At 22.1% G+C, this 17,079-nt stretch carries 24 protein-coding genes and 5 pseudogenes; 12 read left to right on the forward strand and 17 right to left on the reverse strand.

Going from position 1 to position 17,079, the window contains the following annotated elements; translation table 4 throughout:
* Positions 1-189: 189 nt before the first annotated feature.
* The 6 genes and pseudogenes from AAHM78_RS01815 to AAHM78_RS01840 form a co-directional block, all read right to left on the reverse strand.
* Complete coding sequence (locus AAHM78_RS01815; RefSeq protein ID WP_342254167.1) at positions 190-1,113, reverse strand: hypothetical protein; 924 nt, start codon at positions 1,111-1,113, stop codon at positions 190-192.
* A complete protein-coding gene (locus AAHM78_RS01820; protein WP_342254168.1) occupies positions 1,095-1,373 on the reverse strand; it encodes a hypothetical protein in 279 nt (92 codons plus the stop codon). The genes AAHM78_RS01815 and AAHM78_RS01820 overlap by 19 nt, the downstream gene beginning before the upstream one ends.
* Positions 1,360-1,734 carry a transposase family protein gene (locus AAHM78_RS01825; RefSeq protein WP_342254980.1) on the reverse strand — a complete coding sequence of 125 codons (375 nt, stop codon included), beginning with the start codon at positions 1,732-1,734 and terminating at the stop codon, positions 1,360-1,362. Before AAHM78_RS01825 ends, AAHM78_RS01820 begins: the two co-directional genes overlap by 14 nt.
* 50 nt (positions 1,735-1,784) lie before the next feature.
* A complete protein-coding gene (locus tag AAHM78_RS01830) occupies positions 1,785-2,177 on the reverse strand; it encodes a transposase family protein (RefSeq protein WP_342254169.1) in 393 nt (130 codons plus the stop codon).
* A 157-nt stretch (positions 2,178-2,334) separates the two neighbouring features.
* Complete coding sequence (locus AAHM78_RS01835) at positions 2,335-2,904, reverse strand: GNAT family protein (protein WP_342254170.1); 570 nt, start codon at positions 2,902-2,904, stop codon at positions 2,335-2,337.
* A gap of 268 nt (positions 2,905-3,172) precedes the next feature.
* Positions 3,173-3,322, reverse strand: a pseudogene (locus AAHM78_RS01840) (transposase); the annotation flags it as partial.
* A 75-nt stretch (positions 3,323-3,397) separates the two neighbouring features.
* Between AAHM78_RS01840 and AAHM78_RS01845 the strand changes: the two are divergent.
* The 5 genes and pseudogenes from AAHM78_RS01845 (at position 3,398) to AAHM78_RS01860 (ending at position 5,605) form a co-directional block, all read left to right on the forward strand.
* The gene (locus tag AAHM78_RS01845; protein ID WP_342254171.1) at positions 3,398-3,790 is read left to right on the forward strand and encodes a transposase family protein; all 393 of its coding nucleotides are present in this window, start codon (positions 3,398-3,400) and stop codon (positions 3,788-3,790) included.
* A 59-nt stretch (positions 3,791-3,849) separates the two neighbouring features.
* Complete coding sequence (locus AAHM78_RS01850; RefSeq protein ID WP_342254981.1) at positions 3,850-4,215, forward strand: transposase family protein; 366 nt, start codon at positions 3,850-3,852, stop codon at positions 4,213-4,215.
* A gap of 17 nt (positions 4,216-4,232) precedes the next feature.
* Positions 4,233-5,132: pseudogene (locus tag AAHM78_RS01855) on the forward strand (IS30 family transposase); the annotation flags it as partial.
* Between the two features lie 146 nt (positions 5,133-5,278).
* Positions 5,279-5,365: pseudogene (locus AAHM78_RS16605) on the forward strand (transposase-like zinc-binding domain-containing protein); the annotation flags it as partial.
* A gap of 84 nt (positions 5,366-5,449) precedes the next feature.
* Entirely contained in the window at positions 5,450-5,605 is a 156-nt protein-coding gene (locus tag AAHM78_RS01860; protein WP_342254172.1) for a hypothetical protein, read from the forward strand.
* 18 nt (positions 5,606-5,623) lie between these two features.
* Here the strand turns inward: AAHM78_RS01860 and AAHM78_RS01865 are convergent, their stop codons facing one another.
* The 3 genes and pseudogenes from AAHM78_RS01865 to AAHM78_RS16610 all read right to left on the reverse strand — a co-directional run.
* Positions 5,624-5,884 (reverse strand): hypothetical protein, encoded by a 261-nt coding sequence (locus AAHM78_RS01865; RefSeq protein WP_342253872.1) that lies wholly within the window; start codon positions 5,882-5,884, stop codon positions 5,624-5,626.
* A 15-nt stretch (positions 5,885-5,899) separates the two neighbouring features.
* The gene (locus AAHM78_RS01870) at positions 5,900-6,265 is read right to left on the reverse strand and encodes a hypothetical protein (RefSeq protein ID WP_342254173.1); all 366 of its coding nucleotides are present in this window, start codon (positions 6,263-6,265) and stop codon (positions 5,900-5,902) included.
* Between the two features lie 84 nt (positions 6,266-6,349).
* Positions 6,350-6,472 (reverse strand): annotated as a pseudogene (locus AAHM78_RS16610) (transposase-like zinc-binding domain-containing protein); the annotation flags it as partial.
* 198 nt (positions 6,473-6,670) lie between these two features.
* On the opposite strand from AAHM78_RS16610, the gene AAHM78_RS01875 reads away from it, so the two are divergent.
* Entirely contained in the window at positions 6,671-7,231 is a 561-nt protein-coding gene (locus AAHM78_RS01875) for a transposase (protein WP_342254174.1), read from the forward strand.
* Between the two features lie 114 nt (positions 7,232-7,345).
* Here the strand turns inward: AAHM78_RS01875 and AAHM78_RS01880 are convergent, their stop codons facing one another.
* Both AAHM78_RS01880 and AAHM78_RS01885 read right to left on the reverse strand, forming a co-directional pair.
* Entirely contained in the window at positions 7,346-8,368 is a 1,023-nt protein-coding gene (locus AAHM78_RS01880; protein WP_342254175.1) for a fructose-bisphosphatase class II, read from the reverse strand.
* 207 nt (positions 8,369-8,575) lie between these two features.
* Positions 8,576-10,699, reverse strand: a complete 2,124-nt coding sequence (locus AAHM78_RS01885; RefSeq protein ID WP_342254176.1) for a hypothetical protein — start codon at positions 10,697-10,699, stop codon at positions 8,576-8,578.
* Positions 10,700-10,997: 298 nt separating this feature from the next.
* Here AAHM78_RS01885 and AAHM78_RS01890 point away from each other — a divergent pair, with 298 nt between their 5' ends.
* The 6 genes and pseudogenes from AAHM78_RS01890 to AAHM78_RS01915 form a co-directional block, all read left to right on the forward strand.
* Positions 10,998-11,309, forward strand: a complete 312-nt coding sequence (locus AAHM78_RS01890; protein ID WP_342254177.1) for an HU family DNA-binding protein — start codon at positions 10,998-11,000, stop codon at positions 11,307-11,309.
* Between the two features lie 15 nt (positions 11,310-11,324).
* Positions 11,325-12,353, forward strand: a complete 1,029-nt coding sequence (locus AAHM78_RS01895) for an alpha/beta hydrolase (protein ID WP_342254178.1) — start codon at positions 11,325-11,327, stop codon at positions 12,351-12,353.
* Between the two features lie 70 nt (positions 12,354-12,423).
* On the forward strand, positions 12,424-12,726 hold the full coding sequence (locus AAHM78_RS01900; RefSeq protein ID WP_342254179.1) for an FAD-dependent oxidoreductase: 303 nt from the start codon (positions 12,424-12,426) through the stop codon (positions 12,724-12,726).
* Between the two features lie 688 nt (positions 12,727-13,414).
* Positions 13,415-13,687, forward strand: a complete 273-nt coding sequence (locus AAHM78_RS01905; protein WP_342254180.1) for an IS1/IS1595 family N-terminal zinc-binding domain-containing protein — start codon at positions 13,415-13,417, stop codon at positions 13,685-13,687.
* A 67-nt stretch (positions 13,688-13,754) separates the two neighbouring features.
* Positions 13,755-14,147, forward strand: a complete 393-nt coding sequence (locus AAHM78_RS01910) for a transposase family protein (RefSeq protein WP_342252923.1) — start codon at positions 13,755-13,757, stop codon at positions 14,145-14,147.
* A 166-nt stretch (positions 14,148-14,313) separates the two neighbouring features.
* Positions 14,314-14,571: pseudogene (locus AAHM78_RS01915) on the forward strand (transposase family protein); the annotation flags it as partial.
* Between the two features lie 13 nt (positions 14,572-14,584).
* Here the strand turns inward: AAHM78_RS01915 and AAHM78_RS01920 are convergent.
* The 6 genes from AAHM78_RS01920 to AAHM78_RS01945 form a co-directional block, all read right to left on the reverse strand.
* Complete coding sequence (locus AAHM78_RS01920; RefSeq protein ID WP_342254181.1) at positions 14,585-14,857, reverse strand: IS1/IS1595 family N-terminal zinc-binding domain-containing protein; 273 nt, start codon at positions 14,855-14,857, stop codon at positions 14,585-14,587.
* A gap of 43 nt (positions 14,858-14,900) precedes the next feature.
* Positions 14,901-15,269 (reverse strand): IS1/IS1595 family N-terminal zinc-binding domain-containing protein, encoded by a 369-nt coding sequence (locus AAHM78_RS01925; protein WP_342254080.1) that lies wholly within the window; start codon positions 15,267-15,269, stop codon positions 14,901-14,903.
* A gap of 43 nt (positions 15,270-15,312) precedes the next feature.
* Positions 15,313-16,188 (reverse strand): IS30 family transposase, encoded by an 876-nt coding sequence (locus tag AAHM78_RS01930; RefSeq protein ID WP_342254182.1) that lies wholly within the window; start codon positions 16,186-16,188, stop codon positions 15,313-15,315.
* A gap of 33 nt (positions 16,189-16,221) precedes the next feature.
* Complete coding sequence (locus AAHM78_RS01935) at positions 16,222-16,365, reverse strand: hypothetical protein (RefSeq protein ID WP_342254183.1); 144 nt, start codon at positions 16,363-16,365, stop codon at positions 16,222-16,224.
* 41 nt (positions 16,366-16,406) lie between these two features.
* On the reverse strand, positions 16,407-16,616 hold the full coding sequence (locus AAHM78_RS01940) for a transposase family protein (protein WP_342252825.1): 210 nt from the start codon (positions 16,614-16,616) through the stop codon (positions 16,407-16,409).
* A gap of 215 nt (positions 16,617-16,831) precedes the next feature.
* Complete coding sequence (locus tag AAHM78_RS01945) at positions 16,832-17,065, reverse strand: transposase family protein (protein WP_342253991.1); 234 nt, start codon at positions 17,063-17,065, stop codon at positions 16,832-16,834.
* Positions 17,066-17,079 lie beyond the last annotated feature (14 nt).

Consider the following 17,079-nt stretch of genomic DNA (forward strand, 5'->3'; position numbering starts at 1 on the left):
TTAACCTATCCAAGACTCTTTCATGGATTTATAAGTTTTTCTTTCTTCTTCATTATCAAAAATAATTTCTTCCTCGCTAATATTTTTAATAGATAAAATTGTTAACTGATCATACCTTATTTTTCCTTTTTTTGAAGATTCAATAACTTGATTTGATAATCTTTGATTTAAAGATAATAAAGTTATTAATTATTCAATATATTCAGGTTTAAACTTTCTAGTGTTTAAATTTTTATTTTTAATAGAATTAATTAAATATATACATAAATTCTGTCATTGAACTAAGTTTAAAGAATGAAATACTTTTCATTTTCTAGTATTTATTTCTAACTTTATTATTTCTTTTAAATTTTTAGATTCCCCCACTTCATTAGGTAATTTTATTGTATTATGAGCTAATTCTAAAGAAGAAATGGAAAATGGTGAATCATTAATATCATATTCATTTTCATTGTCTTTTTCATATGTTTCTAATTGATCATCGGTTTGTTCTAAAATAATTTTTTGATTTTCAACAACATGTTGATTATATTCTTCAATAACTGTAATAGATCATAATGAACCAATTAAATCAAAAGTATTTACATTTTTACCAGTATATGATTCGACTTCTTTAATCATTTGATTAAATTGCTCTGAAGTTAATTCTTGATTATCTAAAATTTCACGTTCTTTTCTAAACTTAATTATAGTAGTAAAAATAATATTTAAAATTGAACCTCTCGGTCAATTTAACTTTCCTTTTCTTTTACCAAAATGTCTAGAATTTAAAATTTTTCAAGTGTATTTTTCACCTTTTTCTTTTACATTAAAAATTTTACATTCTACTTCTTGTATATTATAATTATTTAATCTAAAAATTTCTAAGAATTTATTATATTCATTTTTTTCTATATTTTTTTCTAAAATTTTTCTAGAATCATTTAAATTTAAAAGTAAATGTAAAGCAAACAGTCTTCTGTTCCCTTCTAATACATAATATATTTTTGAATATATACTATTATTGGTATTTTCTATCAAAAACGGGAACGAAGTAATAAGAATTTCATCCGTATCAGCTTCAAATCCACTATATGATATATTTTCTACAAGTTCTAATAATTTATAAATCATCTTTTTTTTTTAATAAGATTTTTATAATAGTTATCCAAATTTTCTAAATATATATCTTTATTGTCATAAAGTAGAAAATCCTCTCTACCTATTTCCAATATTTTCACTTTTTTAAAATTTGTAAATCTTGGATTTTTAGCTCAGAATCTTAATTCTGATATGTTAAATAATTTTCTATTATCTTCCATTTTTACACCTCAGTTAAAAAAATTAAACTTATTTATGTATATTAGACTTGGTGCAAAACTAAGGTAATTCAAAATTATATATTCCTGCTATTAAATTAAATCTTAATGCAAATCTTCGTATTTTATTGCGATATTTTAAACTTAAAATTTTAAAACGTTTTAGTTTAGCAAATACGTGTTCAATTTTAATTCTAATTTTACTTAAAGTTTTATTGTATTCTTTTTGAATTGGTGTTAATTGATTGTATTTACTTTTTTTAAATGGCAAAAATGTATTTTTATGAATATTTTGTATACCTTGATAACCTGAATCAACAAAAACTTGTTTTTCTGGATGAATAAAATTTTTAGATTTTAGAAGCAATTTAAAATCATGAATGCTTCCAAAACAAAAAGCAGTTGAAATAATTTTTCCGTTGGAAATATCAATAATTATTTGGGATTTGAGAGAATGATGTTTCTTTTTACCTGAAAAAAGTAATTTTAGTTTTTTTTAATTCTTTCAATTGGAGTTTCAGTAGCATCAATAGCTAACAAATTATTATTAGTACCTTTATTTTTTGTTAAATCTTTTTTTCCAGGTAAATTAAAAATTCCGCTTTTTATTAAAATATTTTCAATTCAAAAAATATTACGAATGCAACTAGTATGACTAATATTATATCTTTTTGCAATAACTCTATAACTACTATAGTCTTTTCAATATTCTAAAGTCATTAATAAAAGCTCTTCAATTACAATTTTATTTTTTCTACCACCATAATATTTTTGTTTAGACTCAGCAATTTTTAAAATTTCAAACATTTTATAAAATGTTTGTGGCTTTATGCCGACTAAACTATAAAATTCTTGATCATCTTTATATTTTTTCAACATAATAACTATCACCTTTAATATTAATAATAATCGTTAAATTGTTAAAATTAAAGGTTTTGCACCAAGTCTATTGTAGCAAAAAAATATTTGTATTAAATAAAAAAATAATTTTTTAAAAAAAACTCTATAAAGCTACTCTTTAAATAATATTTTAATATTATTTAAAATACTCACTACGAATAATACTAAATATTTTACAATCACTAACTTTACCATCTTTAATAAAATTACTACGAGAAATTCCTTCAAATTTCATGCCAACACTTTCCATCTGTTTAGCTGAAGCAATATTCTCTTTAACACAACTACCTTCAATTCTAATACTATTAGTATTTTCAAATCCATACTTAATAGCAGTCAACAATGCCTCTTGGGCATAACCTTTACCCCACTCTTTTGGATTAAAAGCATAACCTATTTCCAAACATTTAGTATGAGCAAAATATCTAATAAAACCACAAGTACCGATCATCGTATTGGTTTCATCATCTTTTAATTGCACTGCTCACATTAAAGAACTTAATTGTTTATATTCTTGTAATAAAGAATTAATAAAACCAATACTATCATTAATACTTTTATGAGCTTTTCACGGTACATATTTTGTCATATTTTCATTCTTCGCATAATTAAATAATGCTTGTGCATCATTTAAAGTAATGAGTCGTAGTTTTAAACGTTGACTTTCTAAAACTGGGATAGCAGGTAAACGATCAATATCATTCATAATTTTCTTTTAATTTTCACAAAAAATCTTGATATTACTTTTAATTTAAAATTAAAAGTAATATTTTTATATCAGGGGTGATTTTTTGTGACTAATAATGAATTAATTGATGTTTTAAAAAACTTTAATTGTAAAATTAAAAAGGACACTTATATAAAAATTAAATTGTGTTAGTTCTATAATTAAGAAAAGAAAGGAATTAGCGCAATGTATAAGTATCTGAGTATTGAATCAATAATAGCAATAAAAGAATAGACTTGGTGCAAAACTAAGGTAATTCAAAATTATATATTCCTGCTATTAAATTAAATCTTAATGCAAATCTTCGTATTTTATTGCGATATTTTAAACTTAAAATTTTAAAACGTTTTAGTTTAGCAAATACGTGTTCAATTTTAATTCTAATTTTACTTAAAGTTTTATTAGACTTGGTGCAAAACCTTTAATTTTAACAATTTAACGATTATTATTAATATTAAAGGTGATAGTTATTATGTTGAAAAAATATAAAGATGATCAAGAATTTTATAGTTTAGTCGGCATGAAGCCACAAACATTTTATAAAATGCTTGAAATTTTAAAAATTGCTGAGTCTAAACAAAAATATTATGGTGGTAGAAAAAATAAAATTGTAATTGAAGAGCGTTTATTAATGACTTTAGAATATTGAAAAGACTATAGTAGTTATAGAGTTATTGCAAAAAGATATAATATTAGTCATACTAGTTGCATTCGTAATATTTTTTGAATTGAAAATATTTTAATAAAAAGCGGAATTTTTAATTTACCTGGAAAAAAAGATTTAACAAAAAATAAAGGTACTAATAATAATTTGTTAGCTATTGATGCTACTGAAACTCCAATTGAAAGAATTAAAAAAAACTAAAATTACTTTTTTCGGGTAAAAAGAAACATCATTCTCTCAAATCCCAAATAATTATTGATATTTCCAATGGAAAAATTATTTCAACTGCTTTTTGTTTTGGAAGCATTCATGATTTTAAATTGCTTCTAAAATCTAAAACTTTTATTCATCCAGAAAAACAAGTTTTTGTTGATTCGGGTTATCCAGGTATACAAAATATTCATAAAAATACATTTTTGCCATTTAAAAAAAGTAAATACAATCCATTAACACCAATTCAAAAACAATACAATAAAACTTTAAGTAAAATTAGAATTAAAATTGAACACGTATTTGCTAAACTAAAACGTTTTAAAATTTTAAGTTTAAAATATCGCAATAAAATACGAAGATTTGCATTAAGATTTAATTTAATAGCAGGAATATATAATTTTGAATTACCTTAGTTTTGCACCAAGTCTAATATAAAAATTATGGATTTTCGATTCGTAAAATAGCAAAAATTGTTGATTATAGTAAATCAACCGTACATAGAGTTTGTAGATTATTAAATAAAAACTTATTGCCATTAGAAATATTGAATCAATTTCAAAAAAATAAACAAAATGCAGGCAGAAAATTAATAATTTTAACTTTAACAGAAATTAATAGTATTAATCATTTGTTAATTACTAAAAAGTATGGTCTTGATATAATTGCTAACTTTTTAAAGGAAAATAAAATAAAAAGTATTTCAACAAAAACTTTATATAACATGTTTAAAACAAATCGAATGGGTTTTGATGAAAATAACTTATTGAGAAAAGGCAAAAATAAATCTCACAAACAAAAAGAAACTAGGGGCAAAATTAATAATTGTAAGTCTATTCATGAAAGAAATTTAATCATTCCTAATATTAAAAATATACAAGAATTTGGTCATTTAGAAGGTGATACTATCATTGGCAAAGATCATAAAAGTTCTATTATTACTTTGGCTGATATATGATCAAAAACCACAATTCCTTTAGTAACTAAAAATCATAAATCAGAAAATATTACGAAAAGTATAATAAAATTTATTTCAAAGTGACAAAAAGGAACAGTTAAAACCATTACTTTTGATCGTGGTAAAGAATTTAGTAAATGAAGATTAATCGAAAAAATTTGTAATGTCAAAATTTATTTTGCAGATCCTGGTAAACCTTGCCAAAGGGGTTTAAATGAAAATAATAATGGTATTTTAAGAAGATATTTACCAAAATCTACAGATCTATCTTCATATAAACAAAAAGATTTAAATTTTATAGCATTTCAAATTAATTCTACACCCAGAAAATCGCTCTCTTATAAAAGACCAATAGATTTAATACAATTATTTTAAAAAACTGTCCCATTTATATTTACAACTCAGGAAACCAAAAAGATGAAGAATTTATAAAAATTATTAGACATTTTAAAAATAGAATTAAACAAATTGAGAAAAAAGAAAAATTAGATGCAATTGATAAAAAATTTAAAGAAAAAGGAATTCAATGTCCAAATTGTAAATCTTATTGATGTGTAAAAAATGGTTTTAAGAATAATAAGCAAAAATATTTATGCAAAGATTGTAAAAGTAGCTTTGATGCTTTAAGAAATCATTTTTTACATTGAAGTCATTTATCTCATGAACAATGAGATTGAATAATTTGATTGTCATTGTTAGGTCAATCTGCTTATACTATTTCTCAATTTGCTAAAATTTCAAAAACATCAGCACGATTTAATCGTCAAAAATTTATTTTAATTTTCAAAAAAAACTCTTGATGAAATAAAAAAAATCATCAACCTGGCCTAAAATTTGATTTTATTTAATTTTGGGATTTATTTTTTTTACAAACTGAAATATAATGCTTCAGATTTTGCATAAGGTGATATTTTATAATGTTGGTATTTAAATTTTCATAAATTGAGGTAATTTTGAATATTGGTAAATCCAATGCCATGATAATGAGTAATAAATTCTTTTAAACTTGATTGTATTTTACTGATATTACTTAAATTTTTATAATTTAATTCTTTATTTTCTTTTGATTTAAATTTCTTGAGAGTACATTTTGTTTGTTTAGCTACTTTATCATATAGTATTTGCATATCACAAACTATAATTTATTTTTCTTCGATAAGCTTAGATGTTAAATTTTCTTGTACTCATTTTTTTGTTAATCTTTTAGTATTTGTTGTTTGAGCATAAATATTTTTATTTTCATCAATTGCCATTTCAATACAACAGTTTAAATCTTTAGCATTTTCTTCAATTCATTTTTTTCTTGGATCATCTGGATTTTTGAAATTTCCTTTATGAATTTCTTTGATAAAAGTTTCATCAATTTCAATTCTACCTTTTAATTTTGTGAATGGTTTTTGTTTTTTTGCTAATTGTGATGATTTCATAAATTTTTGTCGATTAAATCATGCTGATGTTTTTGAAATTTTAGCAAATTGAGAAATAGTATAAGCAGATTGACCTAACAATGACAATCAAATTATTCAATCTCATTGTTCATGAGATAAATGACTTCAATGTAAAAAATGATTTCTTAAAGCATCAAAGCTACTTTTACAATCTTTGCATAAATATTTTTGCTTATTATTCTTAAAACCATTTTTTACACATCAATAAGATTTACAATTTGGACATTGAATTCCTTTTTCTTTAAATTTTTTATCAATTGCATCTAATTTTTATTTTTTCTCAATTTGTTTAATTCTATTTTTAAAATGTCTAATAATTTTTATAAATTCTTCATCTTTTTTGTTTTTTAAAACATCAATTAATTCATTATTAGTCACAAAAAATCACCCCTGATATAAAAATATTACTTTTAATTTAAAATTAAAAGTAATATCAAGATTTTTTGTGAAAATTAAAAAAAATTTATGAAATCATCACAATTAGCAAAAACACAAAAACCATTCACAAAATTAAAAGGTAGAATTGAAATTGATGAAACTTTTATCAAAGAAATTCATAAAGGAAATTTCAAAAATCCAGATGATCCAAGAAAAAAATGAATTGAAGAAAATGCTAAAGATTTAAACTGTTGTATTGAAATGGCAATTGATGAAAATAAAAATATTTATGCTCAAACAACAAATACTAAAAGATTAACAAAAAAATGAGTACAAGAAAATTTAACATCTAAGCTTATCGAAGAAAAATCAATTATAGTTTGTGATATGCAAATACTATATGATACAGTAGCTAAACAAACAAAATGTACTCTCAAGAAATTTAAATCAAAAGAAAATAAAGAATTAAATTATAAAAATTTAAGTAATATCAGTAAAATACAATCAAGTTTAAAAGAATTTATTACTCATTATCATGGCATTGGATTTACCAATATTCAAAATTACCTCAATTTATGAAAATTTAAATACCAACATTATAAAATATCACCTTATGCAAAATCTGAAGCATTATATTTCAGTTTGTAAAAAAAATAAATCCCAAAATTAAATAAAATCAAATTTTAGGCCAGGTTGATGATTTTTTTTATTTCATCAAGAGTTTTTTTTGAAAATTAAAATAATTTTCTCCTTTAAATATTTTTAAACATATTTATTATATATTTTCATAATTTTTTCAACACTTGGCAATAGTTTATTAACCTGACTAACACTATAAGTAACTTCCATATTTCTAACAACACCATGTGAAACAAAAAAAGTATTTAAATAATATGTACCGTAATAATATTTAATTGCTTTTAAACTGCCGCCAGCTGTTAAACCTGTTGCAACAAAACGGACATTTTCATCTTTTACTAAATCTTTAGCAAAATAATATTTATTATATGATAATTTATATTTTTTAATAGCAATATCTTCAATATTAATACGAATTTTAGTATCTTCATCAGTGGGTCATATTGTTTGATAGTAAATCAACTTAGTTTTAATATTGCCGCCAGCACTTAATGCTAATGCTGCCATTAATGCCCCTTCAGGAGCACCACCAATACCATAAACAAAATCTGCTTCCTTATTAATAACATCAATAGCAGCAAGCACATCACCATCACCAATTAAACGAACAATAATACCTAAATCATGCAACTTTTCAATTATTTTTTGATGTCTTGGTTTATCTAAAATAATACCAATTAAATCATTATGTTTTTTCATTTTTTGCATAGTTTTAATATTAGTAATAAAATCATCTTCATTGTTAATAGCATCTTGTAAATCGGGTCCAACAAATAATTTTTCCATATACATTTCTGGTAACTTTAAAATAGTATTAGGTGCTGCTGCTGCTAAACAAGCAATACTACCAGCAATATTATAAGCAGCAGGATCAGTACCTTCTACTGGATCAACTGCTAAATCATAAGTTAAAGTTTTTCCTTTTCCTAACTCTTGATTAACAAATAACATTGGTGCTTGATCTAAATCACCTTCACCAACGATAATACGACATTTAGGGGCATTATCTAACATAATTGTCATTGCTTCAACAGCAGCAAAGTCAATAGCATTCTTATTTTTACGACCAATAAATTTATAAGCAGCAATTGTTGCCATTTCTACTGCTCTAATTAAATACATATCCTTATTCATATTTTTCTCCATAATTAAGATGTTCATTGTTAATTATATGATAATTTTTAACAAAAAACTTAATTATTAAATCTCTTTCTTCGTTAATTTTACAAAATTTGTAAATTATAAATTCAAATCATAAAATAAAAAATTACAAAATAAGTAAATAATATTTTAAATTCCAGATAATTTCATTATCTGGAAAATATGCATTATTTATAAGCTTAAAACTTTTGATTATATATTATTTGTAAATGCCACCTTTTGTTCAGAAAGTACTAGACCAACTGATACTTCTTGGTTTATTAATTCAACATCTGCTATTTGTAATACATTATTAGAATTTCCTATCAAACAATCTGAATTTATCGAATTTAATGTTATATCTAAAATATTAGATATTTCTTTTACCATTTTATATAAAAAATCATTTTCTTTAAGAAATTCGCTAGTTTGTTGAGTTTCATAATCACTTATTTTTATACTTTGCTGTTTTTTATTTAAATCAAGAAATTCATTAAATTCAAAAAATAAATGTTGTAATTGTTGTAATTGATCTTTTTGTTGATAAATTTTTTCATATAATAAATCTAAATTTTTAATATAATTTTTAATATTATTGTTTTGTACTCTAACTTTTATAAACATAAATTTATAATCTTTCTTATTTTTTTGTTCAAAATTATTAACTATTTTTTTACATATTTTTTGATTTAAATTATATTTTTTTTGATAATCATACATTAATGGAATAAACTTTTTAGGAATTTTAATTAATGTTGTAAAATCAATTAAAAACAAAAGATTTTGAGAACTATCATTTTCGCTAATACATAATAAAGCAAATTTTTTGTTTTCATTAAAAAGAAAGTTCTTTTTATTATTTTTTGCTATTTTATTTTGTAATTTTTTAAAAATCTTTTGTTCTTCTTCGTTACAATCTTCAAATAATAGTAATGGATTAAAATAAAGGTTTTTTGCTATTTTTTGATTCTTCCCTTCATTTAAACTATCATCTTTAATAAAAATTAAATAAGAATATGGGCCTTTATATTCTTGTAAAAAATTATAATAATTAAGAGTCATTTTTACTATTGATCCTGATTCTAATTTTAATTCTTCAAAATCAAATAATTTGCATTTACCATTATTTTCATTATTGATATCAATAGTGATATCACTAGAAGTTGATGGTTGTAATTCTTGTTGAGCATTACTTTCTTTATAGTTATTAAACTGTTTTATACTTTTTAAAAATTCACCATATTTATTTTCTCCAAAAAAAGTAGTGAAATTCTTGATAATAATTTTAAGTGCAGCATCATAATCAGCAACTATTGATATATAATTTTCAATTTTAGAGTTTTTAATAAAAAAATATTCACCTAAAAATTTATCTATTTGTTCTTTTATTGTAATGAAAAACTTAAAATCTTCTTTTATTTTTTCATGAAAAGTTTTAAATTCATTAAATAAATTAATAATATCATTACTCTTTTTGGTTATATTCAATTTATTTTCACTAAAACAACTATTCATTTTATTATTAATTTCACTTAATTTATCCCTTATTTCTTTTATATTTTTTTCAATTTTATCTTTAATTTTTTTTATATCAATTTCTAACTTTAATTGTTCTTGCGTTAGTAATATTATTTCTTTTTTTTGGTTTTTAATACTACTTTCGTTTTCCAAAATTTGTTTTTTATAACTTGAAATTTTTGTTTCTAAAATTTGAATTATTTCTTTTGCATTTTTAACTTTATTATTATAATCGATTCATAATGCATCTCAATGCTTTTGTATGTTTGCATCACTTGAATTAACTTCAATTAAGGTTGATACTACTTCAACATATTTTATTTTTGTTCTCATAGTAGCTTGGAAATCTTCAATATTTTTTTGAGTTTCTTGAAAAGTATCTTTATCTATCTTTGTGATTTTTTCTTTAAACTCTTCTTTATCTTTTTGCAAAGCTTTAATTTCTTTTCTTATTATTTTTAATTCTTTTTGATCTTTTGCTATTTTTTCATCCAATGTTTGATTTCTAAGTTGATTATTAGTGCTACTTTTTGTTAAATATTCAATATGACTTTTTAAGTTTTTTAAATCATCTTCTTTATAAGCTAAATCCTTTTCATATTTACTATTTTCTAATTCTTCTTCTGATAAAATATCTTGATATCTTTGTTTATAATTACGTTGTTCCTCAACACTTTCATTTATGAAAAATGTGAATTCTTTTTTAAAAATTTCTAAATTTTCTTTAAATTTTCTAATCTTATTTTCAATATCACTTATTGAAACATTTGTTGTCGCTATCTCTAGAATAATTTTAAACCTCTCTTTCTTTTCTTTCAAAAATAAAAAGCCACTTGCTTTAAAACTAAAGCAATGGCCAAACACTTTTATTTTTGTAATTACATTTTATAGAAATTATAATTATAGTTAAGGAATATACTTACTTATACTATTGAATATAATAAAGAAATTTTTATCTTTGATTCTTATTATTTTTAATTATGTAAAATGCCTTTTATACTTTAATTGTAAAATTATTAACAAGCAAAGTACGAAAAATTTAAAGATTGCATTTTATAAATAAAATAATATAAAATAATATTAGAAGGATATGGGCAAACAGATAGGGTTGATTTTTATGAACGCAAAAGAATTAATTGCAAGAGTATCAGATAAAACTAAATTTAACATTCAAGATATTGAAATAGTTTTTAATTGTGTAATTGAAGAAATTAAAAATATTAACCAACTAGGTAAAGTAATTACTATTCCTAATTTTGGTACTTTTAAAATCAAAAAAGTAAAACCCTGTTTACGACGAAATAGTAAAAATAATGGACAACACGTAGTTAGCAAATACAAATATATTAAATTTATACCTTATAAAAAATATAAAAAATATATTCGTTGTAAACCAAAACCAACAATACTAAGTAATGTCGACTATTAAAATGTATGACCTAAAATGTGAGGAAAACAAATGAAACAAAGTAGTATTAATAGAATAAAATTAAGACAAAAAGTTAATATAAATTCAATTGAAATGTTTAAAGCGTGCTTGCAATATAATTCACAATTTCAACCGAAAGTTAAAATTGAATTAGCAAAATGGCCAATGTATTTTGAATATTGAGAATACCTAGAAAAACACGAAAATATAATTCCTTTTTCAATTAAAACATCAATTGATAATTTAACATTATACGGTAATCTTTTAAAAAGTCCCCTTAAAAATGAAAATAATAATAAAACAATAATTCTATTACACGGAATAACTAATACAAGATTTTGAATATTTAAACAAGCTTTCATTTTTTTACGTGCTGGCTACAATGTTATTTGATATGATGCTCGTAACCATGGTGAAAGTGATGCATCACCAACAACTTTTGGTTTAAAAGAATCACAAGATTTACAAGACATTATTGAATACTGTTGTAAAACATATAAACAAGAAACTACTGCTTTAGGATTATATGGTTTTTCATTAGGTGGCGCAACAGTAGTAATGTGAAGCAATTTATATGCAAAACATAAAATTAATCAAAAAGTAAAATTCATTATTTCTGATTGTACATTTAGTCGCTTAGATCGTACCTATAGTGAAAAACTATACAACTATGCTTTCTTACCTACTAATTTAATGCTGAAATTAAGTCGTAAAAAAGCACAAAAAACATTTGGTGTTGATGGTTTACAAGAAATACAACCAATTAAATATTTAAAACTAATACCTGATATGCCAATGTTATTTCTTCACGGTCAAAATGATCACTTTATTAACTACACTAATGCTAACGAATTATTTCAAGAAAAAATTCGCTATGAAATACCAAAAAAAAGTTCATTATACACTATCCTTGATGCTAACCACGGTCAAAGTTTTTTAATTGGTGATTTAGACCACACAGTTGTTAATGAATATAATTTAGTAACTGATAAGGGTATTAGTGACACTACTTTAGAATTTGTTAAAAAATGAATCAATACTTAAGATAAACACTATTAATTGATTTTTTTATTAAATATATATTATAATTAATGAGAGTGGAGCGATGATAAAAATGAAAATTAAAGTTATTATTATTGGTGCTGGTGCGACTGGGATGGGAGTTGCGAGTAAATTATTACGTAGTGAAAAAAATAGTGATAAAAACTTTGATATCCATGTTTATCAAGAAAAAAACTATATTTCACTTGGTGCTTGTGGTATTCCTTATTATATTGCTAATGAATTTAAAGATAAAAAACTTTTAAATGACCGTACAAAAAAAGATTTTTCAGAAAAAACTAATAATAAAAATAAAATTAAAATTCATTTAAATCAAAATGTTATTAAAGTCGGGGCGTATAAAGTTAATGGTTAGATTTAAAAAGAAGTTAAATGAGAGATAATACTCTCATTTTTTAATTGTTGAACAATTATAATTAATTATTTTATTAAACCAGCACTTTATTAAAGTAATTAATTATTCCATAACTAAATAAAAAATTATTTAGGCTATTGTGCTGGAATATTCCAATAGTAATTTTTCTGTTGCTCTTTGAAAATTTCAGAAATTTTGGTTCCCTTCACCTAGAACCCCTACCCTCCAAGGCTTTGCTACCTACAGTAGCATAAGCCTTACTTATAGTAGATAAGTAGTTAGTAGTATATAAGCCTTTTATCACTGTAGGTGATAAGGCTTATACATAGAAAGGATTTGTAATGATTAATGTTAATTTAGATATTAAAAATAAAATTAAAGAAACAACTAAAGGTATGTTATTAGAAATTGGTTTTAATTTTCACAAAAAATCTTGATATTACTTTTCATTTAAAATTAAAAGTAATATTTTTATATCAGGGGTGATTTTTTGTGAATAATAATGAATTAATTGATGTTTTAAAAAACCTGAGTTGTAAATATAAATGGGACAGTTTTTTAAAATAATTGTATTAAATCTATTGGTCTTTTATAAGAGAGCGATTTTCTTTTAATTTTCACAAAAAATCTTGATATTACTTTTAATTTTAAATTAAAAGTAATATTTTTATATCGGGGGTGATTTTTTGTGACTAATAATGAATTAATTGATGTTTTAAAAAACAAAAAAGATGAAGAATTTATAAAAATTATTAGACATTTTAAAAATAGAATTAAACAAATTGAGAAAAAAGAAAAATTAGATGCAATTGATAAAAAATTTAAAGAAAAAGGAATTCAATGTCCAAATTGTAAATCTTATTTATGTGTAAAAAATGGTTTTAAGAATAATAAGCAAAAATATTTATGCAAAGATTGTAAAAGTAGCTTTGATGCTTTAAGAAATCATTTTTTACATTAGACTTGGTGCAAAACCTTTAATTTTAACAATTTAACGATTATTATTAATATTAAAGGTGATAGTTATTATGTTGAAAAAATATAAAGATGATCAAGAATTTTATAGTTTAGTCGGCATAAAGCCACAAACATTTTATAAAATGTTTGAAATTTTAAAAATTGCTGAGTCTAAACAAAAATATTATGGTGGTAGAAAAAATAAAATTGTAATTGAAGAGCGTTTATTAATGACTTTAGAATATTGAAAAGACTATAGTAGTTATAGAGTTATTGCAAAAAGATATAATATTAGTCATACTAGTTGCATTCGTAATATTTTTTGAATTGAAAATATTTTAATAAAAAGCGGAATTTTTAATTTACCTGGAAAAAAAGATTTAACAAAAAATAAAGGTACTAATAATAATTTGTTAGCTATTGATGCTACTGAAACTCCAATTGAAAGAATTAAAAAAAACTAAAATTACTTTTTTCAGGTAAAAAGAAACATCATTCTCTCAAATCCCAAATAATTATTGATATTTCCAATGGAAAAATTATTTCAACTGCTTTTTGTTTTGGAAGCATTCATGATTTTAAATTGCTTCTAAAATCTAAAACTTTTATTCATCCAGAAAAAAAGTTTTTGTTGATTTGGGTTATCAAGGTATACAAAATATTCATAAAAATACATTTTTGCCATTTAAAAAAAGTAAATACAATAAATTAACACCAATTCAAAAAGAATACAATAAAACTTTAAGTAAAATTAGAATTAAAATTGAACACGTATTTGCTAAACTAAAACGTTTTAAAATTTTAAGTTTAAAATATCGCAATAAAATACGAAGATTTGCATTAAGATTTAATTTAATAGCAGGAATATATAATTTTGAATTACCTTAGTTTTGCACCAAGTCTAATGTAAAAAATGATTTCTTAAAGCATCAAAGCTACTTTTACAATCTTTGCATAAATATTTTTGCTTATTATTCTTAAAACCATTTTTTACACATCAATAAGATTTACAATTTGGACATTGAATTCATTTTTCTTTAAATTTTTTATCAATTGCATCTAATTTTTCTTTTTTCTCAATTTGTTTAATTCTATTTTTAAAATGTCTAATAATTTTTATAAATTCTTCATCTTTTTTGTTTTTTAAAACATCAATTAATTCATTATTAGTCACAAAAAATCACCCCTGATATAAAAATATTACTTTTAATTTTAAATTAAAAGTAATATCAAGATTTTTTGTGAAAATTAAAAGATTGACCTAACAATGACAATCAAATTATTCAATCTCATTGTTCATGAGATAAATGACTTCAATGTAAAAAATGATTTCTTAAAGCATCAAAGCTACTTTTACAATCTTTGCATAAATATTTTTGCTTATTATTCTTAAAACCATTTTTTACACATCAATAAGATTTACAATTTGGACATTGAATTCCTTTTTCTTTAAATTTTTTATCAATTGCATCTAATTTTTCTTTTTTCTCAATTTGTTTAATTCTATTTTTAAAATGTCTAATAATTTTTATAAATTCTTCATCTTTTTTGTTTTTTAAAACATCAATTAATTCATTATTAGTCACAAAAAATCACCCCTGATATAAAAATATTACTTTTAATTTAAAATTAAAAGTAATATCAAGATTTTTTGTGAAAATTAAAAGATAGATCTGTAGATTTTGGTAAATATCTTCTTAAAATACCATTATTATTTTCATTTAAACCCCTTTGGCAAGGTTTACCAGGATCTGCAAAATAAATTTTGACATTACAAATTTTTTCGATTAATCTTCATTTACTAAATTCTTTACCACGATCAAAAGTAATGGTTTTAACTGTTCCTTTTTGTAACTTTGAAATAAATTTTATTATACTTTTTGTAATATTTTCTGATTTATGATTTTTAGTTACTAAAGAAATTGTGGTTTTTGATCATATATCAGCCAAAGTAATAATAGAACTTTTATGATCTTTGCCAATGATAGTATCACCTTCTAAATGACCAAATTCTTGTATATTTTTAATATTAGGAATGATTAAATTTCTTTCATGAATAGACTTACAATTATTAATTTTGCCCCTAGTTTCTTTTTGTTTGTGAGATTTATTTTTGCCTTTTCTCAATAAGTTATTTTCATCAAAACCCATTCGATTTGTTTTAAACATGTTATATAAAGTTTTTGTTGAAATACTTTTTATTTTATTTTCCTTTAAAAAGTTAGCAATTATATCAAGAGCATACTTTTTAGTAATTAACAAATGATTAATACTATTAATTTCTGTTAAAGTTAAAATTATTAATTTTCTGCCTGCATTTTGTTTATTTTTTTGAAATTGATTCAATATTTCTAATGGCAATAAGTTTTTATTTAATAATCTACAAACTCTATGTACAGTTGATTTACTATAATCAACAATTTTTGCTATTTTACGAATCGAAAATCCATAATTTTTATATTCTTTTATTGCTATTATTGATTCAATACTCAGATACTTATACATTGCGCTAATTCCTTTCTTTTCTTAATTATAGACCTAACACAATTTAATTTTTATATAAGTGTCCTTTTTAATTTTACAATTAAAGGGTAAAAAGAAACATCATTCTCTCAAATCCCAAATAATTATTGATATTTCCAATGGAAAAATTATTTCAACTGCTTTTTGTTTTGGAAGCATTCATGATTTTAAATTGCTTCTAAAATAGACTTGGTGCAAAACTAAGGTAATTCAAAATTATATATTCCTGCTATTAAATTAAATCTTAATGCAAATCTTCGTATTTTATTGCGATATTTTAAACTTAAAATTTTAAAACGTTTTAGTTTAGCAAATACGTGTTCAATTTTAATTCTAATTTTACTTAAAGTTTTATTGTATTCTTTTTGAATTGGTGTTAATTGATTGTATTTACTTTTTTTAAATGGCAAAAATGTATTTTTATGAATATTTTGTATACCTTGATAACCTTAATAAACAAAAACTTGTTTTTCTGGATGAATAAAAGTTTTAGATTTTAGAAGCAATTTAAAATCATGAATGCTTCCAAAACAAAAAGCAGTTGAAATAATTTTTCCATTGGAAATATCAATAATTATTTGGGATTTGAGAGAATGATGTTTCTTTTTACCTGAAAAAAGTAATTTTAGTTTTTTTTAATTCTTTCAATTGGAGTTTCAGTAGCATCAATAGCTAACAAATTATTATTAGTACCTTTATTTTTTGTTAAATCTTTTTTTCCAGGTAAATTAAAAATTCCGCTTTTTATTAAAATATTTTCAATTCAAAAAATATTACGAATGCAACTAGTATGACTAATATTATATCTTTTTGCAATAACTCTATAACCACTATAGTCTTTTCAATATTCTAAAGTCATTAATAAACGCTCTT

The sequence above is a fragment of the Spiroplasma endosymbiont of Zeiraphera isertana genome, assembly GCF_964030805.1.
GTDB lineage: Bacteria > Bacillota_I > Bacilli_A > Mycoplasmatales > VBWQ01 > Spiroplasma_E.